The sequence below is a fragment of the Cognatiluteimonas weifangensis genome (genome assembly GCF_003416885.1).
Classification (GTDB): Bacteria; Pseudomonadota; Gammaproteobacteria; order Xanthomonadales; family Xanthomonadaceae; genus Cognatiluteimonas; species Cognatiluteimonas weifangensis.
The window spans coordinates 241883-268514 of record NZ_QVPD01000004.1; the positions used below are offsets into that span (position 1 = coordinate 241883).

Below are 26632 nucleotides of genomic sequence, written 5' to 3' on the forward strand. Positions count from 1 at the left end.
GTGTCAGCCTTCGTAACGGACGCTGGCGATCTCGTATTCGCGCTGCCCGCCCGGGGCGTCGATGGTGATGGCGTCGCCTTCGTACTTGCCGATCAGCGCGCGCGCCACCGGCGAGGAAATCGCGATCAAGCCCTGCTTGATGTCGGCCTCCAGGTCGCCGACGATCTGATAGGTCTTCTCCTCGTCGGTCTCCGCGTCCACCAACGCCACGGTGGCGCCGAACACGACCTTGGAACCGGCGTTGAGGGTGGACACGTCGATCACCTGCGCGTGCGACAGCTCGGCCTCGAGCTGCTTGATCCGGCCCTCGATGAAGCCCTGCTGCTCGCGCGCGGCGTGGTACTCGGCGTTCTCCTTGAGATCGCCGTGGGCGCGCGCCTCGGCGATCGCGGCGATCACCGCCGGCCGCTTCACCGACTTGAGTTCCTCGAGTTCCGCGCGCAGCCGTTGCGCGCCCTTGGTGGTCAGTGGTGCCCGCATGAATGGATGTCCTTTGCGTCTGTATTGCCCGAAGCCTCGCCGCACGCCCGGGTTCCGGGCGCGGGCGGCGGCCCGTTCCGACTATGCGCCGATTCCGGCGTGGAGTTCCTGCAGCGACCATACCGGGCCGCTGTCGCGGTAGTCCAGCGAATGCAGCAGCGCCTTGGCCCCGGCGATGGTGGTCGAATAGGTCACGCGCTGCTGCAGCGCCTCGCGCCGGATCGAGAACGAGTCGGCGATCGCCTGCCGCCCCTCGGTGGTGTTGACGATGTACACGATCTCGCCGTTCTTGATCAGGTCGACGATGTGCGGGCGGCCTTCGATCACCTTGTTGACCTGCTCGCATTCCAGGCCCTGCTCGCGCAGGAACGCCGCCGTGCCCCGGGTCGCCACCAGCCGGTAGCCGCGGCGCACCAGGTCGTGCGCGACCGGCAGTACCCGGGTCTTGTCCGGGTCGCGCACCGAGAGGAACGCCTTGCCGGCCGCCGGCGCGCGGATGCCGGCCGCTTCCTCGGCGCGCGCGAACGCCGCGCCGAAGCTGCGACCCACGCCCATCACCTCGCCGGTGGAACGCATTTCCGGGCCGAGGATCGGGTCCACGCCCTGGAACTTGGCGAACGGGAAGATCGCCTCCTTGACCGAGAAGTACTCCGGCACGACTTCGGCCGTGGCGCCCTGCTCGGCCAGGGTCCTGCCGGCCATGCAGCGCGCCGCGATCTTGGCCAGCGCCACGCCGGTGGCCTTGGACACGAACGGCACCGTGCGCGAGGCGCGCGGATTGACCTCCAGCAGGAACACCACCGCTTCGCCCTCGCCGTTGGCCTGCACCGCGAACTGGGTGTTCATCAGCCCGACCACGTGCAACGCGCGGGCCAGCGCCACCACCTGCTCGCGCAGCTGCGACTGCACCGCTTGCGGCAGCGAATACGGCGGCAGCGAGCAGGACGAGTCGCCGGAATGCACGCCGGCCTCCTCGATGTGCTCCATGACGCCGCCGATCAGCACGTTGCCGTCCTTGTCGGCGATCACGTCGACGTCGACCTCGACCGCGTTGTCGAGGAAGCGGTCCAGCAGCACCGGCGAATCGTTGGACACCCGGACCGCGTCGCGGATGTAGCGCGACAGGTCGGCGTCGGAATGCACCACTTCCATGGCGCGGCCGCCGAGCACGTAGCTCGGGCGCACCACCAGCGGATAGCCGATCTCGCGCGCCAGCGCCAGCGCCTCGTCCGGGTTGCGCGCGGTGCGGTTGGGCGGCTGCCGCAGGCCCAGCTGCTCGACCAGGTGCTGGAAGCGCTCGCGGTCCTCGGCCAGGTCGATCGAGTCCGGCGAGGTGCCGATCACCGGCACGCCGTTGTCCTGCAGCGCCTGCGCCAGCTTCAGCGGAGTCTGGCCGCCGTACTGCACGATCACCCCGACCGGCTTCTCCAGCTCGACGATCTCCAGCACGTCCTCCAGCGTCAGCGGCTCGAAGTACAGGCGGTCGGAGGTGTCGTAGTCGGTGGAGACGGTTTCCGGGTTGCAGTTGACCATGATGGTCTCGTACCCGTCCTCGCGCAGGGCGAGGGCCGCATGCACGCAGCAGTAGTCGAACTCGATGCCCTGGCCGATGCGGTTGGGGCCGCCGCCGAGGACGATGATTTTCCTGCGGTCGGTCGGCGCCGCCTCGCACTCGTCCTCGTAGGTCGAATACAGGTAGGCGGTGCCGGTGGCGAACTCGCCCGCGCAGGAATCCACGCGCTTGTACACCGGACGCACGCCGAAAGCCTTGCGCAGCGCGCGCAGCGCCGATTCGCTGGTGCCGGTGAGCTGGGCCAGGCGGGCGTCGGAGAAGCCGCGGCGCTTGAGCGCGCGCAGGCGCCTGGCGTCGAGCGCCTCCAGGCCGGCGGCGGCGACCTCGGCCTCGACCGCCGCCAGTTCCTCGATCTGGTCGAGGAACCAGGGATCGACGAACGACAGCGCGTGCACGTCCTCGACCGACATGCCCGCGCGGAACGCGTCGGCGAGGTAGAAGATCCGCTCCGGGCCGGCTTCCTTGACCTCGCGGCGCAGGGTCGCCAGGTCGGCTTCGTCGGCCAGGTCCAGGCCGGTCGGGTCGAGTCCGACCTTGCCGATCTCCAGCCCGCGCAGGGCCTTCTGCAGCGATTCCTGGAAGCTGCGGCCGATCGCCATCACCTCGCCCACGGATTTCATCTGCGTGGTCAGGCGCGCGTCGGCGGCCGGGAACTTCTCGAACGCGAAGCGCGGGATCTTGGTGACGACGTAGTCGATGCTCGGCTCGAACGAGGCCGGGGTCAGGCCGCCGGTGATCTCGTTCTTCAGCTCGTCCAGGGTGTAGCCGACGGCGAGCTTGGCCGCGACCTTGGCGATCGGGAAGCCGGTGGCCTTGGAGGCCAGCGCCGAGGAACGCGATACCCGCGGGTTCATCTCGATCACCACCACGCGCCCGGTTTCGGCGTTCACGCCGAACTGCACGTTGGAGCCGCCGGTGTCGACGCCGATCTTGCGCAGCACCGCGATCGAGGCGTCGCGCAGGCGCTGGTATTCCTTGTCGGTCAGGGTCTGCGCCGGAGCGACGGTGATCGAGTCGCCGGTGTGCACACCCATCGGATCCAGGTTCTCGATCGAGCAGACGATGATGCAGTTGTCCGCGTGGTCGCGGACCACCTCCATCTCGAATTCTTTCCAGCCCAGCACCGATTCGTCGATCAGCACTTCATGGGTGGGCGAGAGCTCGAGTCCGCGCTTGACGATCTCCTCGAACTCTTCCCTGTTGTAGGCGATGCCGCCGCCGGTGCCGCCGAGGGTGAAGCTCGGGCGGATGATGGTCGGATAGCCGAGCCGGGTCTGGATGTCGAGCGCCTGCTCGAAGCTGCGCGCGACTTCCGACTTCGGGCTTTCCAGCCCGATCTCCGACATTGCCTGCTTGAACAGCTCGCGGTCCTCGGCCATCCGGATCGCATCGCGCGAGGCGCCGATCAACTCGACCCCGTAGTGCTCCAGCACGCCGTGGTCGGCGAGGTCGAGCGCGCAGTTGAGCGCGGTCTGCCCGCCCATCGTCGGCAACAGCGCGTCGGGTTTCTCCTTGGCGATGATCTTCTCGAGCGACTGCCAGTTGATCGGCTCGATGTAGACCGCGTCGGCCATGTCCGGATCGGTCATGATCGTGGCCGGGTTGGAGTTGACCAGCACCACGCGGAAACCTTCCTCGCGCAGCGCCTTGCAGGCCTGCGCGCCGGAGTAGTCGAACTCGCAGGCCTGGCCGATCACGATCGGGCCGGCGCCGATGATCAGCACGGTCTTGATGTCGGTGCGCTTGGGCATGTCAGCGCGCCTCCATGGACGCAATGAAACGATCGAAGAGGTAGGCCACGTCGTGCGGCCCGGGGCTCGCCTCGGGATGGCCCTGGAACGAGAACGCCGGAGCGTCGGTCAGCGCGATGCCCTGGTTGGAGCCGTCGAACAGCGAGCGGTGGGTGACGCGGGCGTTGCCGGGCAGGCTCGCCTCGTCGACCGCGAAGCCGTGGTTCTGGCTGGTGATCAGCACGCGCCCCGTGTCGAGGTCGATCACCGGGTGGTTGGCGCCGTGGTGGCCAAATTTCATCTTCACGGTGCGGGCGCCGATCGCCAGACCCAGCAGCTGGTGGCCCAGGCAGATGCCGTACAGCGGGATCCGCTTGGCGACGAACTCGCGGGTGGCGGCGATCGCGTAATCGCAGGCGGCCGGGTCGCCCGGACCGTTGGACAGGCAGATGCCGTCGGGCCGCAGCGCCAGCGCCTCGGCGGCGCCGGTCTGCGCCGGCACCACGGTCACCTCGCAGCCGCGCTCGGCGAGCATGCGCAGGATGGTGTGCTTGACGCCGAAGTCGTAGACCACGACGCGGTATTTCGGCTCGACCCGGACGAAGGCGTTGGCATCGAGATCGAGCCGGCCGTCGCGCCACGGGTGGGCCTGCGCCGTGGACACGACCTTGGCCAGGTCCATGCCCTGGAGGCCGGGGAACTTGCGCGCGGCCTCGATCGCGGCATCGACGTCGATGTCCTCGCCGGCCGCCAGCGCGGCGTGCTGCGCGCCGCGGTCGCGCAGGATGCGGGTCAGCTTGCGGGTGTCGATGCCGCTGATGGCGACCACGTTGCGCTCGCGCAGCCACTGCGGCAGCGCGACCTGGTTGCGCCAGTTCGACGGCCGCCGCGGCACGTCGCGCACGATCAGGCCGGCGGCCCAGGCGCGGGTGGATTCGTCGTCGGCGGCGTTGCAGCCGGTGTTGCCGATGTGCGGGTAGGTCAGCGTGACCAGTTGGCGGGCGTAGGACGGGTCGGTGAGGATCTCCTGGTAGCCGGTCATGGCGGTGTTGAACACCACCTCGCCGACCGCCAGGCCGGGCGCGCCGACGGAATCGCCCTCGAACACGGTGCCGTCTTCGAGCGCGAGGATTGCGGGCTGGGTCACGGGCGTCGCCTTGGCTATGGTGATCCGTCGCCGCCAGCGCCTGCGAATGCGCAGGTTGCAGCAAAGCGCGGACGCGGTGGTCAACCGGTCCGTGCTGGCGGGACGTGCCAGATCGGGGAATCAGGGCGAGCGGGAATTCTACCGACGCGAACGACCGGGCGCCAGCGCCGCGGCGTTCAGGCGACCAGGTCGGCCAGCCGGTACAGCCCCGGCGCGCGCGCCGCCAGGCGCGTGGCCGCATGCAGCGCGCCGCGGGCGAAGATGTCGCGGCTGCTCGCGCGATGCACCAGTTCGATGCGCTCGCCGACGGTGGCGAACTGCACCGTGTGCTCGCCGACGATGTCGCCGGCGCGCAGCGAGGCATAGCGCGGCTGCGCCCCGCCCCGGCCGGCGGCGGCGCCCAGCGCCAGCGCGGTGCCCGAGGGCGCGTCCTGCTTGCCGGCGTGGTGCGCCTCGACGATGTCGCAGTCCCAGCCTTGCAACGCGTGCGCGGCGCGTTCGACCAGTTCCGCCAGCACCGCCACGCCGAGGCTGAAATTGGCGGCCCACAGCACCGGGATGCGCGCGCCGGCGGCCTGCAACGCGTCGCGCTGGTCCTCGCCCAGCCCGGTGGTGCCCGACACCAGCGCCACGCCGCGCTCCACGCACAGGGCGAGGACGCGGTCGAAGGCCTCCGGGCGGCTGAAGTCGATGGCGACGTCGAACGCCGGCACCCCGGACAGTTCGCTGGCGGCGAATTGCGGCACGCCGTCGATCACCCGCTGCGCAGGCTTGCGCGACACCGCGCCGGCCACCGCCAGCACCGGTGCCTGCGCGCACAGCCGCAGCAGCGCCCGGCCCATGCGCCCGGAAGCGCCGTGGATCAACACCCGGATCGGCTCGCTCATGGCCGGCAGGCTAGCCGGGCGGCCGGCGCGCGACAAGCCGGGCGGGCGGGCGGCGGGCGCGGCCGCCGCAGCCGGCTACGACACCATGCGGTCCCAGAAGCCCTTGACTCCGTCGAGGAACGTGCTCGACTTGGGCGAATGCCGGCGCGCGCCCTCACCGACGAAGGTGGCCTCGAACTGCTCCAGCAGCGCGCGCTGCTCGTTGGTGAGGTTGACCGGCGTCTCCACCACCACCTTGCAGTACAGGTCGCCGGGCTTGCGGCTGCGCACCGACTTGACGCCCTTGTCGCGCAGGCGGAACACCTTGCCGGTCTGGGTCTCGGCCGGGATCCGGATTTCGGCCTCGCCGCCGAGCGTGGGCACGCGCACGCTGTCGCCCAGCGCCGCCTGCGCGATCCGGATCGGCACGTCGCAGTGCAGGTCGTCGCCGTCGCGCACGAAGATCGCGTGCGGGCGCACCCGGACCTCGACGTACAGATCGCCGGGCGCGGTCCCGGCCGGGCCGGCTTCGCCCTCGCCCGCCAGGCGGATGCGGTCGCCGTTGTCGACCCCGGCGGGGATCTTCACCGACAGCACCTTCTCCTCCTCGACCCGGCCGTTGCCGTGGCATTCGGGACAGGGGTTGGCGATAGTCTGGCCACGGCCGCCGCAATGCGGGCACGGCTGCTGCATGGTGAAGATGCCGCGCTGCATGCGGATCTGGCCGCGGCCGTGGCAGGTGGCGCAGGTCTCGAGCCGGCCGTCGGCCGAGCCGGTGCCCTTGCACGGCGCGCAGGCCGCCAGCGTGGGGATCTCGATGCGCTTCTCGACGCCGGCGACGGCGTCCTCCAGGTCCAGCTCCATCACGTAGCCGATGTCGGCGCCGCGGCGCGGGCCGCGCCCGGGGCCGCCGCCACCGAAGATATTGCCGAAGATGTCGCCGAAGATGTCGCCCATGTCGCCGAATCCGGGTCCCGGGCCGGCGCCGCCCATGCCCTGCTCGAAGGCGGCATGGCCGTGGGCGTCGTAGAGCCGGCGCTTGCCCGGCTCCGACAGCACTTCGTAGGCTTCCTTGCACTCCTTGAACGACTCCACCGCTGCCGCGTCGCCCGGATTGCGGTCAGGGTGGTACTTCATCGCGCAGCGCCGGTAGGCCTTTTTCAGCTCCTCGGCAGAGGCGGTGCGGGCCACGCCCAGGATCTCGTAGTAATCGCGTTTGCTCATGCGCGGACAGCCGCTCCCCTAAAGGCGACGGGCAGGCGCGGCGCCTGCCCGTCGATACACCGGTATACACCGGTCCAGTGTTCGACGCGGCCTGCCGGTAGCGGCAGGCCGACCGGTCAGGCCTGCTTGTCGTCGTCCTTGACTTCGGTGAACTCGGCGTCGACCACGTCCTCGTTGCGCGGCGCGCCTTCGCCGCCGGCAGCCTGCTCGCCGCCGGCCGGCTGCGCGGCGGCGGCCGCGGCGGCGAACAGCGACTGCGCGGCCTCCTCCAGTGCCTTGGACTTGGCCTCGATCTGCGCCTTGTCGTCGCCCTTCATCGCGGTCTCCAGCTCGGCGATCGCACCCTCGGTGCGGCCGATCACCTCGCCGCCGACCTTGTCGCCGCTGTCCTTGATCGCGCTGCGCGCGGTGTGGATCAGGGCGTCGGCGTGGTTGCGCGCCTGCACCAGCTCGTGGAACTTCTTGTCCTCCTCACGGTGCGACTCGGCGTCGGCGACCATGCGCTGGATCTCGTCGTCCGACAGGCCGGAGCCGGCCTTGATCTCGACCTTCTGCTCCTTGCCGGTCTTCTTGTCCTTGGCCGACACGTGCAGGATGCCGTTGGCGTCGATGTCGAAGGACACCTCCACCTGCGGCATGCCGCGCGGCGCCGGCTCGATCCCGGCGAGGTCGAACTTGGCCAGCGACTTGTTGTAGCGGGCCTGCTCGCGCTCGCCCTGCAGCACGTGCACGGTGACCGCGGACTGGTTGTCCTCGGCGGTGCTGAAGGTCTGCGAGGCCTTGGTCGGGATGGTGGTGTTCTTCTCGATGATCTTGGTGAACACGCCGCCCAGGGTCTCGATGCCCAGGCTCAGCGGGGTCACGTCGAGCAGCAGCACGTCCTTGACGTCGCCGGCCAGCACGCCGCCCTGGATCGCGGCGCCGATCGCCACCGCCTCGTCCGGATTGACGTCCTTGCGCGGGTCCTTGCCGAAGAACTCGCCGACCGCCTGCTGCACCTTCGGCATGCGGGTCTGGCCGCCGACCAGGATCACCTCGTTGATGTCGCTGGCGCGCAGGCCGGCGTCGTTGAGCGCGATCCGGCACGGCTCGATGGTCTTGCGGATCAGGTCGTCCACCAGCGCTTCGAGCTTGGCCCGGGTGAGCTTGATGTTCAGGTGCTTGGGGCCGGAAGCGTCGGCGGTCACATACGGCAGGTTGACCTCGGTCTGCTGCGCGCCGGAGAGCTCGATCTTGGCGCGCTCGGCCGCGTCCTTCAGGCGCTGCAGGGCCAGCGGGTCCTTGCGCAGGTCGATGCCCTGGTCCTTCTGGAATTCCTCCACCAGGTAGTCGATCACGCGCTTGTCGAAGTCCTCGCCGCCGAGGAAGGTGTCGCCGTTGGTGGACAGCACTTCGACCTGCATCTCGGCGTCGACCGAGGCGATCTCGATGATCGACACGTCGAAGGTGCCGCCGCCCAGGTCGTAGACCGCGATCTTGCGGTCGCCGCCCTTCTTGTCCATGCCGTAGGCCAGCGCGGCCGCGGTCGGCTCGTTGATGATGCGCTTGACGTCGAGGCCGGCGATGCGGCCGGCGTCCTTGGTCGCCTGGCGCTGGGAGTCGTTGAAGTAGGCCGGCACCGTGATCACGGCCTCGGTGACGGTCTCGCCGAGGTAGGCCTCGGCGGTCTTCTTCATCTTCTCCAGCACCTTGGCCGAGACTTCCTGCGGCGCCATCTTCTTGCCGTCGGCCAGCGCCACCCAGGCGTCGCCGTTGTCGTGCTGGGTGACCGCGTACGGCACCAGGCCGAGGTCCTTCTGCACCTCGGTGTCGGTGAACTTGCGGCCGATCAGGCGCTTGACCGCGTAGAAGGTGTTCTTGGGGTTGGTGACCGCCTGGCGCTTGGCCGAGGCGCCGACCAGGACCTCGCCGTCCTTGGTCCAGGCGACGATCGACGGCGTGGTGCGGTCGCCTTCGCTGTTCTCGATGACGCGGGCCTTGCCGCCCTCCATGACCGCCACGCACGAGTTGGTCGTGCCGAGGTCGATGCCGATGATCTTGCCCATGATGGTGCTCCCTCTCGATACGTTGTCTGGGTGGCGGCGCAACCGCCGATGGTCGTTATCTGGGGGCCGGTCGATGCAGTTCAAGCGGCCGGTTTTGCTGCGGGAGCGCTGTGGCTCGCGGTCGGCCCGGCGGTCGGTCGCGGCTGGCGCCGCCCCTGCGAAAGCGGGTCAATCCCCGTGCTGCGCCACCACCACCAGCGCCGGCCGCAGCAGCCGCTCGTTCAGCGCGTAGCCCTTCTGGAACAGCTGCGCGATGCTGCCGGGCGGCACGTCGCCGGTCTCGATCATGCTCATCGCCTGGTGGCGTTCGGGGTCGAAGCTGTCGCCCGGCGCCGGCGCGACCTCGGTGAGGCCGTTGCCGGCGGCGATCCGGTGCAGCTGGCGCAGGGTCAGCTCCAGGCCCTCGCGCAGCGGGTCGGCCGGGGCCGCGGCGGCCAGGCCCGCTTCCATGCTGTCGAACAGCGGCAGCAGTTCGCTCAGCAGGCGCTCGTTGGCGAAGCGGCGCGCGTTCTCGAGCTCGCGCGCCAGGCGCTTGCGCTGGTTGTCCAGGTCGGCGCGTTCGCGCAGCGACTCGGCGCGCAGCTGCTCGACCTCGCCCCGCAGGGCCTCCAATTCGGCGGCCAGCGGGTTGTCGACCTCGGCCTCCTCGGCCGCGCCCGCCGCCCCGGCGTCCTGCATCGGTGTATTGCTCATGCTCGGCATCCGTCCGCGGCACCCATGCCGCGCTCATCCGGCAGGTATTAGGGCCTCCGCGGCAGGTTTCAACCCGGGCCGCGCCGGGACCGTCCGGTCGCCTGAGTCTGCCGGCGCCGTTCAGGCCGGGGTCTTCAGCGCCGCGCCGAGTACCTCGGCTGCGGCCTGGACCACCGGGATGACCCGGTCGTAGGCCATCCGCGAGGGCCCGATCACGCCGAGCACGCCCAGCGTGCGGTCGCCGGCGGCGTACGGCGCGGTCACCAGCGACATGCCCTCCAGCGGCGCCAGCCCGGTCTCCTCGCCGATGAAGATGCGCACCCCGGGGGCGCGCATGGTCCGCTCCAGCAGCTGCAGGATCTCGCGCTTGCGGGCGAACGCCTCGAACAGCTCGCGCAGGCGCTCCAGGTCCGACAGGTCCTGCACCGCCATCAGCCGGGTCTGGCCGGCGAGCACCATGCCTTCGCTGAGCGTGTCATCGCCGCCCTCCTCGCCCGCGCCCAGGGCCTGCTCGGCCAGCTCGACGCTGTGCGCCAGCAGGGTTTCCATCTCGCTGCGCGCGGCCTGGAGCTCGTGCAGCAAGGCGCTGCGGATGTCCGCCAGCGGGTGTCCGGCGAAGTGCCGGTTGAGGTAGTTGGACACCCGCTCCAGCTCGCCCGCGTCGAACGCGCGGCGGGTGCGGATGATGCGGTTCTGCACGTCGTTGTCGGCGAACACCAGGATCGCCAGCACCCGCTGCGCGTCCAGCGGCACGAAGTCGATGTGGCGGAAGGCAAACTGCTCGCGCCGCGGCACGCTGACCACGCCGACGAACCGGCTCATCGCCGACAGCAGTTCCGAGGCGTTGCCCAGCAGCGCCTGGGTGCCGCCGCCGGCCGGCAGCTCCTGCCGCAGCCGCGCCATCTCGCCCTCGGGCAGCGGCCGCAGCCGCAGCAGCGAGTCGACGAACACGCGGTAGCCCTGCGCGGTGGGCACCCGCCCGGCCGAGGTGTGCGGCGAGCTCAGCAGGCCGATCTCCTCCAGGTCGGCGAGGATGTTGCGGATCGTCGCCGGGCTCACGTCCAGCCCCGCATGCCGCGCCAGGGTCTGCGAGCCGACCGGCTCGCCGTCGCGGATGTAGCGCGCGATCAGCGTGCGCAGCAATTGCCGCGCACGCGGGTCCAGGGTGTTGTCGTCGGCGAAGACGCGGGCCATGGGGTGGATATAGGCCCGGGCGCCGGCCGGCGCAAGTCGTCGGCGGCGGCCGGGCCGGCGCAGCGTTTGCGACCGCAATCTCTTAGGCTATTGCGATGCTGACCCGCCTTGCCATCCGCGACTTCGCCGTGGTCGCCAGCGCCGAACTGGAGTTCGGGCCGGGCCTGACCGTCATTTCCGGGGAAACCGGCGCCGGCAAATCGCTGCTGGTGGATGCCCTGGGCTTCCTCTCCGGGCTGCGCGCCGACAGCGGCGTGGTCCGCCACGGCGCCGAACGCGCCGAGCTGGTCGCCGCCTTCGACCTGGGCGACGCCCCGGCGGCGCAGGCCTGGCTGCGCGAAGCCGAGTTCGACGACGGCGACGACTGCCAGCTGCGCCGCACCCTGCGTGCCGACGGCGGCTCGCGCGCCTGGATCAACGGCCGCCCGGCGACCCTGGCGCAGCTGGGCGCGCTGGCGCAATGCCTGGTCGAGATCCACGGCCAGCACGAGCACCAGGCGCTGCTGTCGCGGGCCAGCCAGCTGGCGTTGCTGGACGCCTACGGCCGCAGCGACGCCGAACTGGCCGCCGTGCGCGCGGCGGCGCAGGCCTGGAGCGTGCTGCTGCGCGAGCGCGACGCGCTGGCGCGGCAGGGCGACGTCGGCGAGCGCATCGACTGGCTGGAACACCAGCTGGAGGAACTGCAGCGCGAGGCGCTGGAACCCGAAGCCATCGCCGAGCTGGTCGCCGCGCATCGCCGCCACGCGCACTCGGCGGCCCTGATCGGCGCTTGCGACAGCGCCCTGGCCCGCCTGGGCGACGACGACGGCCCGGCGCTCGGCCGGCAGCTGCAGCAGGTCCGCGCCGAGCTGGCGCGCCAGCGCGAGCACGAACCGCGGCTGGGCGAGGTCGACGCGATGCTCGATTCGGCCGCGATCCAGCTGGACGAGGCGCTGGCGCTGCTGGACCAGGTCCGCGCCGACCTGGACCTGGACCCGGCCGCCTTCGACGCGCTCGACCGCCGCCTCGCCCGCCTGCACGAGCTCGCGCGCAAGCACCGGACCGCGCCGGAAGGCCTGGCCGCGCAGCGCGATGCCCTCGACGCCGAACTCGACGCGCTGCGGGGCGCCGGCAAGCGCGCGCGCGTGCTGGACGCGGAGATCGCAGCCGCGGCGGCGCACTGGCGGACCGCGGCGCAGGCCCTGAGCGCCGTCCGCGGTCGCGCCGCTGCGGCCCTGTCGCAGGCGACCACCGCGCTGATCGCCGAGCTGGGCATGGGCGGCGGCCGCTTCGAGGTCGCGCTGGAGCCCACGACCGATGCGCAGGCCCCCGAAGGCCGCCCCGATCCGCAGGGCGCCGAACGGGTCGAATTCCTGGTCGCCGCCAATGCCGGGCAGCCGCCGCGGCCGCTGCGCAAGGTGGCGTCGGGCGGCGAGCTGTCGCGCATCAGCCTGGCGATCGAGGTCGCCGCGCTGGGCCTGGACGCGGTGCCGACGATGGTGTTCGACGAGGTCGATTCGGGCATCGGCGGCGCGGTCGCGCAGATCGTCGGACAGAAGCTGCGCGCGCTGGGGGCCACCCGCCAGACGCTGTGCGTGACCCACCTGCCGCAGGTCGCGGCGCAGGGCCATACGCACTACGCGGTCAGCAAGGCCGAGCGCTCGGGCATGACCCAGAGCGCGGTGCAGCTGCTGGACGCCCGGCAGCGCGAGGCGGAGCTGGCGCGCATGCTCGGCGGCGTGGAGGTCGGCAAGGAGGCCCGCGCCGCGGCCCGCCGGCTGCTGCGCGACGCGGGGTGATTTCCCTTCTACCCGCTTGCGGGGAGCTCAAATCGGCAGGATGCCGATTTGCACGGCGCAGCCGCCCCGCGGGGGTCGGCGACAGGGATGTCGCCGATGTAACGTGCCCGAAGGGCGGATGAGGGGTGCCGCTTTTCGACAGGGGTTGAACACGCACCCCCCACCCTGCTTCGCTGCGCGAAGCCGTTCCTCTCCCCGCATGGCGGGGAATGGCGTCAGCGCTGCTTGCGCACGTACAGCACCAGCGCGTGGTCCTCGATCCGGTAGCCGTGCTGGGCCGCGATCTTGTGCTGCAGCTGCTCGATTTCCTCGCTGTGGAATTCGATGACCTTGCCGCTGTCCACGTCGACCATGTGGTCGTGGTGCTCGCCGCGGTCCAGCTCGTACACCGCGTGTCCGCCCTCGAAGTTGTGCTTGAGCACCAGCCCCGCGGCCTCGAACTGGGTCAGCACCCGGTACACCGTGGCCAGCCCGATCTCGTCGCCCTGCTCGAGCAGTTGCCGGTAGATGTCCTCGGCGGTCATGTGCCGCGGCTTGATCTGGTCGAGCAATGCGAGGATCCGCATCCGCGGATGAGTGACCTTGAGTCCGGCCTTGCGCAGCTCGTGCAGTTCCATGGTGGCTCCTGGTTCTCTCGTGGCCGTGCCCGGCAGGCTGGGCGCGGTTACGGATCGGGGCTTGCGTGTATTATCGGTCGGATTTCCCACTTCCGCGAATCCCGCATGCGCCAGCTCCCCCTGCCCCTCACGCTTGCCGCCCTGGTGGCGCTCTCCACCGCCGGCTGCGGCATCCTGTACAAGCAGCCGATCTACCAGGGCAACCTGATGGAACAAACGGCCGTGGAGCAGTTGCAGGCGGGCATGAGCATGCAGCAGGTGCAGGCGCTGCTGGGCACGCCGTCGATCGCCGATCCCTTCCACCACGACCGCTGGGACTACACCGCCAGCGAGCGCACCGACCGCCTCGGCCACATCGAAGTCAAGACCTTCACGGTCTGGTTCGACAACGGCGTGGTCAGCAGGTGGGAGGGCGAGTACTTCCCGGAACAGGACCAGGCGCTGGCCGTGCGGATGGCCCAATACGGCAACCTGTCCAAGGACGACAAGAAGAAGGGCCGCTAGCCGGCCCCGTCGTCCCCGCCGTGGACCGGCCTCGCGCCGGGCGGACGCACCTCAGCCGCTGCCGGCCCGGCGCCGTCGCGCTTCCTTGGGATCGATCACCAGCGGGCGCAGCAGCTCCAGGCGGTCGCCATCGCGCAGCACCGTCGCCGGCGTCGCCGTCTCGCCGAAGATCGCCTGCCCGCTGATCCCCGCCAGCGACCAGCCGCAGGCCGCCAGCGCCTCGGCGACGGTGGCGCCGTCGGCCAGTTGCAGCACCGCCGACCGCTGCCGGCGCGGCCAGGCCTGCACCACCTCGACCCGGATCACGGCCGCGGCTCGCGGGCGTCGGCGACGCGCACGAAATCGTCCACCATGCGGTCGGCCAGCCCCTGGAAACCCAGCGTCAGCGCCGGCGCCAGCAGCCGGCTCTGGGGCTCGAACTCCAGCAGCAGGGAAACCTTGCACGCCGACTCGTCCAGGGCATGGAACTGCCAGCAGCCGGACAGCTTGCGGAACGGGCCGTCGCGCAACTGCATGTCGATGTGGTGCGGCGGCGACAGCGTGTTCCAGGTCGTGAACCAGGTGCGCAGCGCCCCCAGCCCCAGGTCCAGGCGCGCGACCACGTGCGCGGCATCGGCCTCCAGCACCTGCGCGGCCTCGCACCAGTGGAAGCGGCGCGGATAGGCGGCGATGTCGTTGACCAGGGCGAACATGCGCGCAGCCGAGTGCTCGACAAGGGCGCTGCGTTGGATGATCGGCATCGGCGGCGTGGTCCACCCGGACGTCCGCCTTTCGGGGACAATGGGCACGATGAGCAGGAAGTCGACCAAGGATAAGGCAAACGCCGGCGGTTCCGGCGCGGCGGTCAAGACCATCGCGCTGAACAAGCGCGCGCGCCACGAATACCACCTGGAGCAGCGCTTCGAGGCCGGCCTCGCGCTGCAGGGCTGGGAGCTGAAGTCGATCCGCGCCGGCCGCGCCAACATCACCGAGGCCTATGCGCTGATCCGCGACGGCGAGCTGTTCCTGTTCGGTGCGCAGATGACACCGCTGATCTCGGCTTCCACCCATGTCGTCGCCGACGCCCACCGCACCCGCAAGCTGCTGCTGCACAAGCGCGAGATCGAGCGGCTGATCGGGAACGTGCAGCGCGAGGGCTACACCCTGGTGCCGACCGCGCTGTACTGGAAGGGCAACAAGGTCAAGGCGGAACTGGCGCTGGCCAAGGGCAAGCAGACCCACGACAAGCGCGAGGCCAGCAAGGAGCGCGACTGGAACCGCGAAAAGCAGCGGGTGCTGCGCCGGCACAACAAGGACGCGTAGCCGCGCCGCGGCAGCGGCCGGCCTTCCCTGCCCACGCCCACGGAACCCGGCCCGTCCCTTCTCCCCGCCTGCGGGGAGAGGGTGCCCGAAGGGCGGATGAGGGGTGCCGCTTTTACAGCGCGCAGGCGCGCCGCGGCAGCGGCCGGCCTTCCCTGCCCGCGCCCACGGAACCCGGCCCGTCCCTTCTCCCCGCCTGCGGGGAGAAGGTGCCCGAAGGGCGGATGAGGGGTGCCGCTTTTGCAGCGCCGGTACGCCCGCCCTCACACCTCGTCGGGCGCCTGCGCCGGCAGCGTGAACCGGAACGTGGCGCCCGCATCGACGGCGCCCTCGGCGTGGACTTCGCCGCCATGGCGCTCGACGATGCGCTTGACCGTCGCCAGCCCGATGCCGTCGCCGGCGAACTGCTCCTGGCTGTGCAGGCGCTGGAACGGCCGGAACAGCTTGTCGGCGTACTCCGCCGCGAACCCGGCGCCGTTGTCGCGCACGAAGAACGCGCCGTCGGCCTCGCGCCCGAACTCGATCCGGGCATCGGGGCGGTCGCGGGTGAACTTCCAGGCGTTGCCGAGCAGGTTCTGCAGCAGGTTGCGCACCAGGCTGGCGTCCCCGGTCGCCTGCAGTCCCGGCGCGATCTCGACTTCGACCGTGCGCCCGGGCTCGCCGGCGCGCAATTCGGCGAGGATCTCCGCGGCCATGCGGCTCAGGTCCAGCGGCACCGGCTTGATCCCGCCGCGGCCCAGCCGCGCCATCTTCAGCAGCGCCTCGATCAGCGACCCCATGCGCGCGGCGGCGTTGCGCACCCGCGCCAGGTAGTCGCGCCCCTCCGCGCCGAGCGCGGCGCCGTAACGCTCCTCCAGCAGGCGGCTGAAACCGTCGATCGCGCGCAGCGGCGCACGCAGGTCGTGGGAGACGCCGTAGGCGAAGGATTCCAGCTCGCGGTTGGCCAGGGTCAGCTCGCGGGTGCGCGCCGCCACCCGCGCTTCCAGGGTGCGGTTGAGCGCCAGCACCTGGGCTTCGGCGCGCAGGCGGTCGGTGACATCCTCGACCTGCACCAGGCGGGTGATGTCCTGGCCGATGTTGCCCGGCACCGGCGAGAAGGTCAGCTGCGCCTGGCGCAGGCTGCCGTCGTCGCGCAGCAGGGTGCGGGTGCCGCGGTAGACACCCTCGCCGGCCGCCAGGTCGCGCTCGCGGCCGCGCTGAGGCTGGTCCGCGCCGTCGACGAAGTGGCCGTCGAAGGCCGTGCCCAGCAATTGCGCGCGGGTGCGGCCGAGGATCCGCGCCAGCGAGGGATTGAGATCGACGATGTGGCCGGCATGGTCCAGCAGCGCCTTGCCGATGGCCGAGTATTCCATCGCGCTGCGGAAGCGCAGCTCGCTGCGGCGGTAGGATTCGGTCATGCGCGCGGCCAGGCGCTCGGCCCGCAACTGGGTGCGCGCCAGCACCAGCGCGATCCCGAACAGCAGCAGCGAAGCCAGCATGCCCACCGCCAGGGTCGTGCGCAGCCCGGTCATCCGCGCATCGATCGCCGCCCACGGCTCGGACGAGAAATCCAGCCGCCAGCGCCGGCCATAGGCCTCCAGCGTGGTGCTCTTGGCGAACGCCGGCGCCCCCGCGGGGGGCGGATCGGCGTACAGCAGCTCCTCGCCGGCGGTGACGTCGACGATCCGCAGTCCCGGACGGTAGGCGACCTTGTCCAGCGTGGCATCGACGAAGCCGGGCACCCGCAACGGGCTGTAGACCCAGCCCTGCATCGACTCGCGCCGCGCCGCGATGCTGCCAGGATGGTCGCCGGCACGGTAGACCGGCAGGAACAGCAGCAGCGCCGGCCCCGGCTTGCCGTCGTCGCGCACCAGCTGCACCCGGCCGCTCATGCGCGGCCGGCCGCTGTCGCGGGCGGCCGCCATCGCCTCCTGCCGCACCGGGTCGGAATACATGTCGTAACCGATGGTGGCGAGGTTCTCGCGGGTCCTGGGATCCATGTACAGGACCGCGCCGTAGCGCTCGCGCACGCCATGCGGCCATACGCTGAACAGGCCCTCGCCGCTGTCGCGCATCAGCTGCTGCAGGGCCGACAGCTGCACCGCGGTGGCGTAGTTGGCGAAGCCCAGGCCCACCAGTTCGGGATAGCGCGTGCGCAGGTTCAGGCCATCGACGTAATCCTGCCATTGCCTGCGGCTGGGGCGCGCCACCGAGGCGAACAGCGCGACCCCGCCGCGGGCCACCAGTTCGTAAGTGGCCAGGCGCTGGGCCAGCTGGGCCGAGGTCTCGTCCACGCGCGCGGCGAATTCGGCTTCGGCGGCCTGCACTTCGCGGGCATGGGCGTTGCGCCAGTACAGGAACACCAGCACCAGGGAAGCCGCCAGCACCAGCCCGGCCAGCACGTAGCCGCCCCGGGCACTGGCGGGAATGCGCGGATCGGTGTCGTCGGCCGGAGTCTGCCGCATGGTCGGGAGCATAGCCGCTGGCGGCCGGCCGCGCCGGGTGAACCGCCCCTGCACCGCCGCCCCGGCGCCCTTGCGCCCCCCCTGCCCGCCCCTATACTGGCGGCGTCGGCGACATCGACGCTTCCCGGGGGTGCACTGGCTTCGACGGGGGTCGCGAAATCGTCTGGCGCATGCCGAGGGGGTAGCTTTCCTCGTTAATCCAGCTGCAAAAACCCAGACGCCAACGACGACGTCTACGCTCTCGCCGCTTAAGGCGTAAGCCCCGAACCCACTTGTGCCCTTGCTCGTGGATGTAGGGTCATCATCAAGGGATAGGCTTTGGCGGCGACCCGTCAACCGATGCCGAAATCAAAGCGGGTGTGGATGACGGTGTGCCTCGCACGTTGTGTTGCCGCCATCCGAGATCGAACAACGGGCTAAGCATGTAGTGCCGGGCATGGAGTGCCTTCGGACGGCGGTTCGACTCCGCCCACCTCCACCAACAACAAAACCCCAGCCGTTCCCGGTTGGGGTTTTTCTTGCCCGGCGATCATGTCGGGCGCGCGTGGCCAGGTCGACCAGCCGGCTCACGAAACTGGCGTCGCCCCGCCCGCGTGGCGGCTGCCCGGGCGACGTCGCCAGCTTCGATCCAGGCAGGGCCGGCCAGCCGCAGCGGCCCGCGCAGCGCCGATCCTGCAGATCCGGCCCCGCGCCGCTCAGGCCGCCTGCGGCATCAGTCCGCGCTGCATCAACCCGCGGGCGAGGAACAGTTCGACCCGCTCCAGCGGGATGCGGTCGCCGGCGTCGCTGCCGTAATAGGTTTCGACGATGCGGCCGTGCTCGTCGATCAGGAAATCCGCCGGCATCAGGTTGTTGGTCTTGAGTCCGGCCAGGCCGACCATGCGCAGCCCGCGGATCAGGGTCGGCAGCCGCAGCAGCACCGCCTTGAACTTGCGCCAGCGCGAGCTCTGGATGCCGAACCGCGCGTGCGAGGCGCCGGTCGGGTCGGCGGCGATGCGGAACGGCCGCGGGTGGCGGGCGACGAAGCGCAGCACCTCGGCCTGCGAGGACCCGAACACCGCGACGATGTCCAGCCCCAGCGCCGCCAGGGCCTGGTGGTGCTGGGTGAGCTCGTAGACGCGGAAATTGCAGAACGGGCACGCCGCGTCGCGGAAGAACGACAGCAGCGTGCGGTGGCCATTGCCGCCGATCCGGATCGGCTGGCCGTAGATGTCCACCAGGTCCAGCGCCGGCACGGGCGCGGGTGCGAGCAGTCTCATGACAGTCCCCCAGGTTGCGGTCACGGGGTCACTGTCGCAGCCCTGCTGCAAATCACCATATCCGCATGTGTAAAGGTTTGCGTGCCTGTTCACGCCTGCGCACAGCCCGAAGCCCGGATGAGCGTGGCGGGCCTGCGACTGCCAGCGCAGGTCCTGCGCGGCCCTGCGCCGCCGACACCGCACCCCACGCCGACGCATCCGACCGCCGGGCCCGTCGGGGCAGCTGGCATCGCCGCCGCGCGGCACTTGCGCTGCGCCGCGCCGTCGCCCGGCCTGCCGCGGCCGCGCGGCTCAGGCCACGTGGGTCCGGTTGCGGCCCGCCGCCTTGGCCGCATACAGGGCCTGGTCGGAGCGGGTGACCACGCGTCCGGGCAGCGTCTCCCCGCGCAGCACCGCCACCCCCAGGCTCACGGTCACCGGCAGCGGACCGGCGCTGGTGTCGATCGGCTGCCCGGCGATGGCTTCGCGCAGTTTCTCGGCGGTCTCGAACGCCTGGGTCTCGTTCGCCCCGCGCAGCAACAGCAGGAATTCCTCGCCGCCCCAGCGCCCCAGGCGGTCGTCGGCGCGCAGCGCCGCCCGCATGCGTCGCGCCACCTCGCGCAGCACCTCGTCGCCGACGTCGTGGCCGTAGGTGTCGTTGACCCGCTTGAAGCGGTCCAGGTCGGCCATCGCCACCGCATAGCTGCCGGCATGGCGCTGCGCGTGGGCGTGCTCGCCCTGCAGCGCGTCTTCCAGGGCGCGGCGGTTGTCCAGCCCGGTCAGCGCGTCGGTGAGCGCGTGGGCTTCCAGCTGGCGCTCGCTGAGGAAGGTGCGCACGCGCTCGTCGTGCAGCATGCGCGCGATCACCATGCCGATCGCCACCGCCAGCACCGGGTATAGGGTGGCGTCGACCAGCAGGCGCAGCGGCTGTCCGCTGCGGGCCAGCAGCGCCATCGCCAGCAGCAGCGCCGGGACGTAGACCCACGCCGCATCGTGGCGCCCGCCGGCGCACAGCACCGACACCGCGACGATGGCGATGGTGAGCGCAGCCGATGCCGCATGCAGATGGCCGCTGCCGTCGGGAAAGTGGTAGACCACCATCCACCAGGCGCTGACCACGGTGACCAGGGCCAGCCCGGCCCCGGCGGTGCGCGTATGCCATTGCCGCCGGCCGCGATGGCGCACGAGCAGCAGCGTCAGCGCCAGCAGCACCGCCGGCGCGCGGATGGCCGCGTGCATCCACGCATCGCGGCTGACGCTGGGATCCAGCAGGTACTCGGCCAGCTGCAGCAGCGGAAACACCACCAGCACCACCCGCGCGCCGGCGTCGACCACCGACCAGCCGTACCAGCGCCCGTAGTCGCGGAAGGCGTCCTGCAGCGACGGCGGCACCTGCGCGAGGATCGACCCGCTGCGGTCGCGCGCAAGACTGGCTGCATTCACGACGTCGCGCGTGGCATCTGCTGGCATGGACCCGCCTCCCGGCCGCAACCGCAGTGTGCCAGAGCGCGAAGGCGAATGGCGCTCCCGGGCGGCCTAGAACATCCCCAGCGCGTTCGGCGAATCCTTCGGGATCTCCTGCCCCAGGTCCCACAGCTCCGCGATCCGGCCGTCCACGAACCGCGCGATGTGCACCACCGCATACTCGGCACCGGTCCCCGCCCGAACGAGGTGCGACAGCACCGCCACCAGGTCGCCGCCATCGACCACCTGCTTCACCTCGAACGCCTTGTTCGGCTCCGCCGCCGCGCTGGCCTCCATCGCCCGCAGCAGCGACTCGCGGTCGCCCGGAAACCAGGCGTTGTGGTGCACGAAATCCGCCGCCACGTAGCGGTCGTAGGCTTCACGCACCTCGCCGCGCGCACACATCCGCAGGAAGGTGGTGGCGATGTCGGGGTTGTTCATGGCAGTCGCTCCGTCGGTGCATGGCGATCGATACGTCGGATACCGCATTCTCTGTTGGCCACCCATATGGGCCTCACCCCCGCGCCGACAACCCCCGCGGATTGCGCAACACCGCCGCCGACACCAGCGACACCAGCACCCCGACGGGGAAGATCTCCGCGAACGTCATCGGCAGCCGGAACAGCGGATCGGCGTACTGCAGCCGGAACGACTCCATCTGCGCGGTGAGCCTGGCGAGCGCGGCCGCGTCCGCACCGTCTGCCTTCGCCTGCGCGATCGCCGCGGTGGCGTAGTGGCCGGCAAAGTCGCCCACCACCGTGGCCTGCGCCAGCTCCCAGGCAAAGACGTAGAAGATCGCCGCGATCGCAGAAATCCCCAGCCCCAGGCCGAACGCCGGCCAGAAGCCGACTACCCCGCCGCGGTCCACGTCGCGATGGTGCTTGATGCCGACGAACACCGCGCTCAGCGCCACCAGCATGCTCAGGTAGCCCAACGCCATGCCGAGCCAGCCGTGCGGCATGTCGCCGCGGAACGCCAGCAGGGTGCCCCACATGCCGGCGGCCACCACCAGCCCCGCGATCACGCCGTACTTCAGGATGTTGTGCCTCATGGACCTACCCTCCTGCAGTGAAAGGCGCAGCGCTACATCTCGGATGCGGCCCCGGGAACACGTGCCGTTTCATCCGCTTACGCCGGTATTTCGATTCATTCGCCGACACGTGCTTCGACAAAATGTCCCTGAGACCCCGCACTTCCTCTCGATGGGACGCGGGAAACACTGTGGTCGGTAAAGTCTTCCCGAAGCGAAAAGGATGGATCAGAAATCAAATTGATCGTACTTTTTGGCAGATCCACGCGCCTTTTCGACAGGGTAATGTTGCCCATTCAATTCAAGCTTGTCCGCCACCGCTTTCTCGAGATCAATTCCCATGTCATGGACGAGATAACTGACAAGAATCACGATATCCGCAATCTCTCGCGCAATATCCATTTTCTTTTCACGCGTAATGTCAAGAATCTGGTCGTCTCGCGCCCACTGGGTGAACTCGGCCAACTCGGCAGCTTCTAGGGCGATCGAGGTCGAAAGCGTCCGCAGGTTGTGGAACTGTTCCCACTCCCGCTCCGCACGGAATTCAAGCAACTTCGTCTTTAGCTTGTCGCTGATCATTCCTACTCCACGAATCTGTTCTCGTTGTGCCAGCGCAGATAAGCGGCATTCGGATGGTCGATGCTTTCCAGCGGTAAGGCCGCGAGTGTCTGGCCATGCAGGCGGTAGTACGCCTTGCCATTGAAATACCGGTCGCGGATCCGCCCGCTTACGCGCACCTTGAGGTCGGGTTCGACAGTCACCAGCCCGGCATCGAAGAGCTTGTGGAAATCCGAGCGCAGAAGCATCCCATTGCTGATGTGATGAACCGGCTCGATGGAATAGGGCTTGATGTGCGCAGCCTCGAGGACAGGCAGCGTATGTTCCCCGGTAATGGCGCAGCGACGCTGGTAGGCATCAATGACCAAGGTGCGGAACGAGCCTTGCCCCAAACGGGCACGCTGCAGGAATGGCTTGCCGAATCCGCCTTGAGCTACTTCACTTTCGTCAGCTACCCATTGCCCGTTGGTGGCGGATTGCAAGTCGGCCAACAAACTCGCGCCGACCAACTCCGTGCTGTCGTACTTCTTTCCCACCATGATGTTGCGGTTGAACCTGTCTCCGACCTCGAACCACTGCTCGGGCCTGAGGTAGAACACATCCGTCAGCACTGTGCAGCCGATTTCCGTATCCAGGGAGGCTGGCTCGGCGCGGTGGCTACTGATCAAAGAGCACAGTTCGGACAGGCTCGACGCGCCGTTCTGCTGCTCGAAAACCTCCCATGCGGTAACCAGAGGCAATCGCGTGAAACGCACGAAGCGCCCGCCGCCGACCACGTGGTTGTGTGGCGCCTTGAGCTTGAACAGGAACAGTGTTCCTTCGGGCAGCCCCGTGAATGGAGCGCGGGCGGAGGGCTGCCAGAAATTGACTTCGTCGCTACGTGATCGCGCCACGTGGCGAAACCAGCGGTTATCGGTAACGCCCAACCAAAACAGCATCGTGGCCCCTCCCCCCTGCAATAGTGCCCGTAGTCGCCAAGTTGCACCAACTGTGGCTCCTCTCACGGTTCGCCCCAGTCTCTGTCTCTCCCCTTCACTGGGGCTGCTTTGCGCCATGTTCTCAAATTGAGTACAAATGTTCTCGAATTGAGACATGAAATTACTCATCCACCACCTCCTGGGCGAAACCCGGACGGCGATCCTGGCCGCGCTGCTGTTGCGACCGGAGCGGCCGCTGCATGTGCGCGCGCTGGTGCGCATGACCGGCGCGTCGCCCGGCTCCCTCCACCGGGAACTCAAGGCGCTGGTGGCGTACGGCGTGCTCCGGCGCGAGGGCGTCGGGCGCCAGGTGTTCTATCAGGCCAATCCGGATTCTCCGGTGCTGCCCGAACTGACCGGTCTGATCCGCAAGACCGCGGGCCTGGTGCTGCGCGTGGCGCTGCTGCCGCCGGCGGACCGGATCGATGGCGCAGGAAGCGCAACGTCAACGGCTATTCCGGCGAACTGATGGAACCGGACGCGGTACGCGAATGCATCGCGCAAGCGGACAACCTGCTCGTGCGAACGGTCGCATGGCTGCAAGCCAACCGCCCCGATCTGCTGGCCTGATCCGGTCGATCGCCTGCGCCGATCGGCAACATCGCATGACGGCAACAGGCCCTGGAGCATCATGGATGCGGCCGACGCACATCGGGAGGTGGCATGGAACTGGGCATGATCGGGCTGGGCCGGATGGGCGGCAACATGGCGCGGCGGTTGCTGCGCGGCGGGCACACGGTGGTCGGTTTCGACCCGGATGCCGGGGCGCGCAAGGCGCTGGCAGACGCAGGCGGCGGCGTGGCGGACTCGCTGCCGGCGCTGGTCGCGGCCTTGCCCGCGCCGCGCGCGGTGTGGCTGATGCTGCCGGCCGGCCGGATCACCGACGACACCGTCGACGCGCTGGCCGGGCTGCTGGCGCCGGGCGACGTGATCATCGACGGCGGCAACTCCCACTACCAGGACACGCTGCGGCACGCGCAGGCGCTGGCCGGCCAGCGCATCGATTACGTGGATTGCGGCACCAGCGGCGGGGTGTGGGGGCTGGCCGAGGGCTACAGCCTGATGATCGGCGGCGACGCGGCGGTGGTGGCGCGGTTGCGGCCGCTGTTCGCGACGCTGGCGCCGGCCGCGGATGCGGGCTGGGGGCATGTCGGCCCGGTCGGCAGCGGCCACTTCGTCAAGATGGTCCACAACGGCATCGAGTACGGGCTGATGCAGGCCTATGCCGAGGGCTTCTCGATCCTGCAGCACAAGCGCGAGTTCGCGCTGGACCTGCACCAGGTGGCGCAGATCTGGCGCCAGGGCAGCGTGGTGCGCTCGTGGTTGCTGGATCTGACCGCCGAGGCGCTGGGCAAAAACCCGACCCTGGACGGGATCGCGCCGTGGGTGGCCGATTCCGGCGAAGGCCGCTGGACGGTGGCCGAGGCGATCGATCTGGACGTGCCGGCGCCGGTGATCGCGTTGTCGCTGATGGCGCGGCTGCGCTCGCGCGACAGCGCGTCCTTCGCCGACCGTCTGCTGGCGGCGATGCGCAACGAGTTCGGCGGACACGCGATCAAGCCGGAGTAGCGCGGCCGGGGGATCGGGACGTGGCCGCCCCGCGAACGCGGGATCCGGTGCCTTCGAGCCGTTGCCGACCGCTGGCGCAGGGCGGCTCCGCCGGCGTCTGCGGTCGGGGCCGCCCTGCGTCAGCCGCAAGCCGCTTTCGCGGGGACGGCGCGTGAAGGCTGGCCCGTGCGGGATTCCCGCCGTCAGGCCTTGTGCAGCGCGCCGCCCTTGTGCACGGCGACGTGGTCGGTCTTGTCGCTCTTGATTTCGTATTGCGGGTCGTCCTCGCTGCAGTGGCGGGTGTAGCCGTGCCACTGGAAGTCGCGGGTGTGGACACGAGTAATGGTGCCGCCGACGTGGCCGGCTTCGGAATTCCAGCGCACGTGGTCGCCGGGCTTGAATTTGCGGGACATGGCGTCTCCTCGGGGCGCGGCGGCGACAGCGGCGATCGCGACGTCGCCCGCCCGCCGGTTGGTCCGACGATACGCCCGCCGGGCCGGGGCGGAACCGGAGCGGCGGTCGGAGCGGGGTCAGCCCGGTCCGCGGCGTTCGCGGTAGTGCCGGATCAGCGCGTTGGTGGAGCTGTCGTGTTGCAGCTGCGGCGCGGCGGTGGCAAGTTCGGCTTCGGTGGTTTTCGCCAGTTGCTTGCCCAGTTCCACGCCCCACTGGTCGAAGCTGTCGATGTTCCAGATCGCGCCCTGCACGAACACGCTGTGCTCGTACAGCGCCACCAGCGCACCGAGGCTGTGCGGCGTGAGCCGGTCGGCGAGGATCGTGCTGCTGGGCCGGTTGCCTTCGAACACGCGATGCGGCACCAGCGCCTCGGCCGTGCCTTCGGCGCGCACCTGCTGCGCGCTCTTGCCGAACGCCAGCGCCTCGCCCTGCGCGAACAGGTTGGCCATCAGCAGGTCGTGCTGCGCGTTGCCCGGGTCGAGCGGCTGGCAGAAGCCGATGAAATCGCACGGCACCAGTCGCGTGCCCTGGTGCAGCAGCTGGTAGAACGAATGCTGGCCGTTGGTGCCGGGCTCGCCCCAGTGGATCGGGCCGGTGTGGACCTCGACGCGGCGGCCGTCCAGGGTGACGTGCTTGCCGTTGCTCTCCATCGCCAGCTGCTGCAGGTAGGCCGGAAAGCGCCCGAGGTACTGCGCGTACGGCAGCACCGCGACCGTGGCCGCGCCGAGGAAGTTGTTGTTCCAGATGCCCAGCAGGCCCATCAGCACCGGCAGGTTGCGGTCGAACGGGGCGTCGCGGAAATGCACGTCCATGGCGTGGAAGCCGGCCAGCATCTCGCGGAACCGCGCCGGGCCGATCGCGATCATGGTCGACAGCCCGATCGCCGAGTCCATCGAGTAGCGGCCGCCGACCCAGTCCCAGAAGCCGAACATGTTGCCCGGGTCGATGCCGAACGCGCGCACGCCGTCGGCATTGGTCGAGACCGCGACGAAGTGCCGGGCGACCGCGGCCTCGTCGTGCAGCGCCGCCAGGCACCAGGCGCGCGCGGCGTGGGCGTTGGCCAGGGTCTCCTGGGTGGTGAAGGTCTTGGAGCAGACGATGAACAGCGTCTGCGCGGGATCGAGGTCGCGGGTGGCCTCGAGGAAGTCGGCGGGGTCGACGTTGGAGACGAAGCGGAACGCCAGGTCGCGCTGGCTGTAGTGCCGCAGCGCTTCGTACGCCATCGTCGGGCCGAGGTCGGAGCCGCCGATGCCGATGTTGACGACGGTGCGGATGCGCTGGCCGGTGTGGCCGACCCAGCGGCCGTCGCGGACCTGGTCGGCGAAGGCCGCCATGCGCGTCAGCACCGCATGCACGTCCGGCACCACGTCGTGGCCATCCACTTCGATGCGCTCGCCGGGCGGCGCGCGCAGGGCGACGTGCAGCGCGGCGCGGCCCTCGGTGGCGTTGATGGGTTCGCCGGCGAACATCGCATCGATCCGCGCGCGCAGGCCGCAGGCGTCGGCCAGCTCCCGCAGCAGGCGCAGGGTGTCGTCGCCGACCCGCTGCTTGGAATAGTCCAGGTACAGGCCGGCGGCTTCGGCGGCCAGGCGCTCGCCGCGGTGCGGGTCGGCGGCGAACAGCTCGCGCAGGCTGCGGTCGCCGGTGCCCTGCGCGTGCCGCAGCAACGCCTGCCATTGCGGGCGCCGGGTCAGTGCCGTGCCGGCATTCGTATCGTGCTGGAAAGTGCGATCCATGGCGTGCGTAGCGGCTCCTGCAATGTCCCGGTCG

Annotated in this window: 25 protein-coding genes and 1 other RNA gene; 6 read left to right on the plus strand and 20 right to left on the minus strand. The window is 70.2% G+C overall.

Annotation, left to right across the window (positions count from 1 at the left end):
* Positions 1–3 precede the first annotated feature (3 nt).
* The 8 genes from greA to hrcA all read right to left on the minus strand — a co-directional run bounded on the left by greA (position 4) and on the right by hrcA (position 10952).
* Positions 4–468 (minus strand): transcription elongation factor GreA, encoded by a 465-nt coding sequence (gene greA, locus D0Y53_RS05830; RefSeq protein ID WP_465252456.1) that lies wholly within the window; start codon positions 466–468, stop codon positions 4–6.
* Positions 469–561: 93 nt separating this feature from the next.
* Positions 562–3804: a carbamoyl-phosphate synthase large subunit gene (carB, locus tag D0Y53_RS05835; RefSeq protein ID WP_117202264.1), complete on the minus strand. Its 3243-nt coding sequence runs from the start codon at positions 3802–3804 to the stop codon at positions 562–564.
* A gap of 1 nt (position 3805) precedes the next feature.
* The gene (gene carA / locus D0Y53_RS05840) at positions 3806–4930 is read right to left on the minus strand and encodes a glutamine-hydrolyzing carbamoyl-phosphate synthase small subunit (RefSeq protein WP_117202265.1); all 1125 of its coding nucleotides are present in this window, start codon (positions 4928–4930) and stop codon (positions 3806–3808) included.
* Between the two features lie 176 nt (positions 4931–5106).
* Positions 5107–5817, minus strand: coding sequence for a 4-hydroxy-tetrahydrodipicolinate reductase (gene dapB, locus D0Y53_RS05845; protein WP_117202266.1), 711 nt, complete (start codon positions 5815–5817; stop codon positions 5107–5109).
* Between the two features lie 75 nt (positions 5818–5892).
* Positions 5893–7020, minus strand: a complete 1128-nt coding sequence (gene dnaJ, locus D0Y53_RS05850) for a molecular chaperone DnaJ (RefSeq protein WP_117202267.1) — start codon at positions 7018–7020, stop codon at positions 5893–5895.
* A 116-nt stretch (positions 7021–7136) separates the two neighbouring features.
* Positions 7137–9065: a molecular chaperone DnaK gene (dnaK, locus tag D0Y53_RS05855; protein WP_117202268.1), complete on the minus strand. Its 1929-nt coding sequence runs from the start codon at positions 9063–9065 to the stop codon at positions 7137–7139.
* 168 nt (positions 9066–9233) lie between these two features.
* Positions 9234–9743 carry a nucleotide exchange factor GrpE gene (gene grpE / locus D0Y53_RS05860; protein WP_117202269.1) on the minus strand — a complete coding sequence of 170 codons (510 nt, stop codon included), beginning with the start codon at positions 9741–9743 and terminating at the stop codon, positions 9234–9236.
* A gap of 135 nt (positions 9744–9878) precedes the next feature.
* Positions 9879–10952: a heat-inducible transcriptional repressor HrcA gene (gene hrcA, locus D0Y53_RS05865; protein ID WP_117202270.1), complete on the minus strand. Its 1074-nt coding sequence runs from the start codon at positions 10950–10952 to the stop codon at positions 9879–9881.
* Between the two features lie 95 nt (positions 10953–11047).
* On the opposite strand from hrcA, the gene recN reads away from it, so the two are divergent.
* Positions 11048–12730: a DNA repair protein RecN gene (recN, locus tag D0Y53_RS05870; protein WP_117202271.1), complete on the plus strand. Its 1683-nt coding sequence runs from the start codon at positions 11048–11050 to the stop codon at positions 12728–12730.
* Between the two features lie 215 nt (positions 12731–12945).
* Here the strand turns inward: recN and fur are convergent, their stop codons facing one another.
* A complete protein-coding gene (gene fur, locus D0Y53_RS05875; RefSeq protein WP_117202272.1) occupies positions 12946–13347 on the minus strand; it encodes a ferric iron uptake transcriptional regulator in 402 nt (133 codons plus the stop codon).
* Positions 13348–13452: 105 nt separating this feature from the next.
* Here fur and D0Y53_RS05880 point away from each other — a divergent pair, with 105 nt between their 5' ends.
* The gene (locus D0Y53_RS05880; protein WP_117202273.1) at positions 13453–13851 is read left to right on the plus strand and encodes an outer membrane protein assembly factor BamE; all 399 of its coding nucleotides are present in this window, start codon (positions 13453–13455) and stop codon (positions 13849–13851) included.
* 51 nt (positions 13852–13902) lie between these two features.
* Here D0Y53_RS05880 and D0Y53_RS05885 read toward each other — a convergent pair whose 3' ends face one another.
* Positions 13903–14154 carry an RnfH family protein gene (locus tag D0Y53_RS05885; protein ID WP_117202333.1) on the minus strand — a complete coding sequence of 84 codons (252 nt, stop codon included), beginning with the start codon at positions 14152–14154 and terminating at the stop codon, positions 13903–13905.
* Positions 14154–14591, minus strand: coding sequence for a type II toxin-antitoxin system RatA family toxin (locus D0Y53_RS05890; protein WP_117202274.1), 438 nt, complete (start codon positions 14589–14591; stop codon positions 14154–14156). The genes D0Y53_RS05885 and D0Y53_RS05890 overlap by 1 nt, the downstream gene beginning before the upstream one ends.
* 49 nt (positions 14592–14640) lie before the next feature.
* Here D0Y53_RS05890 and smpB point away from each other — a divergent pair, with 49 nt between their 5' ends.
* The gene (smpB, locus tag D0Y53_RS05895; RefSeq protein WP_117202334.1) at positions 14641–15153 is read left to right on the plus strand and encodes an SsrA-binding protein SmpB; all 513 of its coding nucleotides are present in this window, start codon (positions 14641–14643) and stop codon (positions 15151–15153) included.
* A gap of 260 nt (positions 15154–15413) precedes the next feature.
* Here smpB and D0Y53_RS05900 read toward each other — a convergent pair whose 3' ends face one another.
* Positions 15414–17594, minus strand: a complete 2181-nt coding sequence (locus D0Y53_RS05900) for a CHASE domain-containing protein (RefSeq protein WP_158550587.1) — start codon at positions 17592–17594, stop codon at positions 15414–15416.
* Between the two features lie 126 nt (positions 17595–17720).
* Here D0Y53_RS05900 and ssrA point away from each other — a divergent pair.
* Positions 17721–18075, plus strand: a transfer-messenger RNA (tmRNA) gene (ssrA, locus tag D0Y53_RS05905).
* Between the two features lie 214 nt (positions 18076–18289).
* Here ssrA and D0Y53_RS05910 read toward each other — a convergent pair.
* The 6 genes from D0Y53_RS05910 to D0Y53_RS05935 form a co-directional block, all read right to left on the minus strand.
* The gene (locus tag D0Y53_RS05910; protein WP_117202276.1) at positions 18290–18853 is read right to left on the minus strand and encodes a redoxin family protein; all 564 of its coding nucleotides are present in this window, start codon (positions 18851–18853) and stop codon (positions 18290–18292) included.
* Positions 18854–19144: 291 nt separating this feature from the next.
* Positions 19145–20302 (minus strand): GGDEF domain-containing protein, encoded by a 1158-nt coding sequence (locus D0Y53_RS05915; RefSeq protein ID WP_117202277.1) that lies wholly within the window; start codon positions 20300–20302, stop codon positions 19145–19147.
* Between the two features lie 66 nt (positions 20303–20368).
* Positions 20369–20737 (minus strand): nuclear transport factor 2 family protein, encoded by a 369-nt coding sequence (locus D0Y53_RS05920; RefSeq protein ID WP_117202278.1) that lies wholly within the window; start codon positions 20735–20737, stop codon positions 20369–20371.
* Between the two features lie 73 nt (positions 20738–20810).
* Entirely contained in the window at positions 20811–21347 is a 537-nt protein-coding gene (locus D0Y53_RS05925) for a DUF4199 domain-containing protein (protein ID WP_117202279.1), read from the minus strand.
* Positions 21348–21554: 207 nt separating this feature from the next.
* Positions 21555–21905 carry a nucleotide pyrophosphohydrolase gene (locus D0Y53_RS05930; RefSeq protein ID WP_117202280.1) on the minus strand — a complete coding sequence of 117 codons (351 nt, stop codon included), beginning with the start codon at positions 21903–21905 and terminating at the stop codon, positions 21555–21557.
* Positions 21906–21907: 2 nt separating this feature from the next.
* A complete protein-coding gene (locus D0Y53_RS05935) occupies positions 21908–22822 on the minus strand; it encodes an HNH endonuclease (RefSeq protein WP_158550588.1) in 915 nt (304 codons plus the stop codon).
* Between the two features lie 154 nt (positions 22823–22976).
* On the opposite strand from D0Y53_RS05935, the gene D0Y53_RS05940 reads away from it, so the two are divergent.
* Both D0Y53_RS05940 and gnd read left to right on the plus strand, forming a co-directional pair.
* Positions 22977–23330 (plus strand): winged helix-turn-helix domain-containing protein, encoded by a 354-nt coding sequence (locus D0Y53_RS05940; RefSeq protein WP_158550589.1) that lies wholly within the window; start codon positions 22977–22979, stop codon positions 23328–23330.
* 194 nt (positions 23331–23524) lie between these two features.
* Entirely contained in the window at positions 23525–24430 is a 906-nt protein-coding gene (gene gnd / locus D0Y53_RS05945; protein ID WP_117202283.1) for a phosphogluconate dehydrogenase (NAD(+)-dependent, decarboxylating), read from the plus strand.
* 182 nt (positions 24431–24612) lie between these two features.
* Here the strand turns inward: gnd and D0Y53_RS05950 are convergent, their stop codons facing one another.
* Positions 24613–24822, minus strand: coding sequence for a hypervirulence associated TUDOR domain-containing protein (locus D0Y53_RS05950; RefSeq protein WP_117202284.1), 210 nt, complete (start codon positions 24820–24822; stop codon positions 24613–24615).
* A 117-nt stretch (positions 24823–24939) separates the two neighbouring features.
* Positions 24940–26598, minus strand: coding sequence for a glucose-6-phosphate isomerase (gene pgi, locus D0Y53_RS05955; RefSeq protein ID WP_117202285.1), 1659 nt, complete (start codon positions 26596–26598; stop codon positions 24940–24942).
* Positions 26599–26632: the final 34 nt, after the last annotated feature.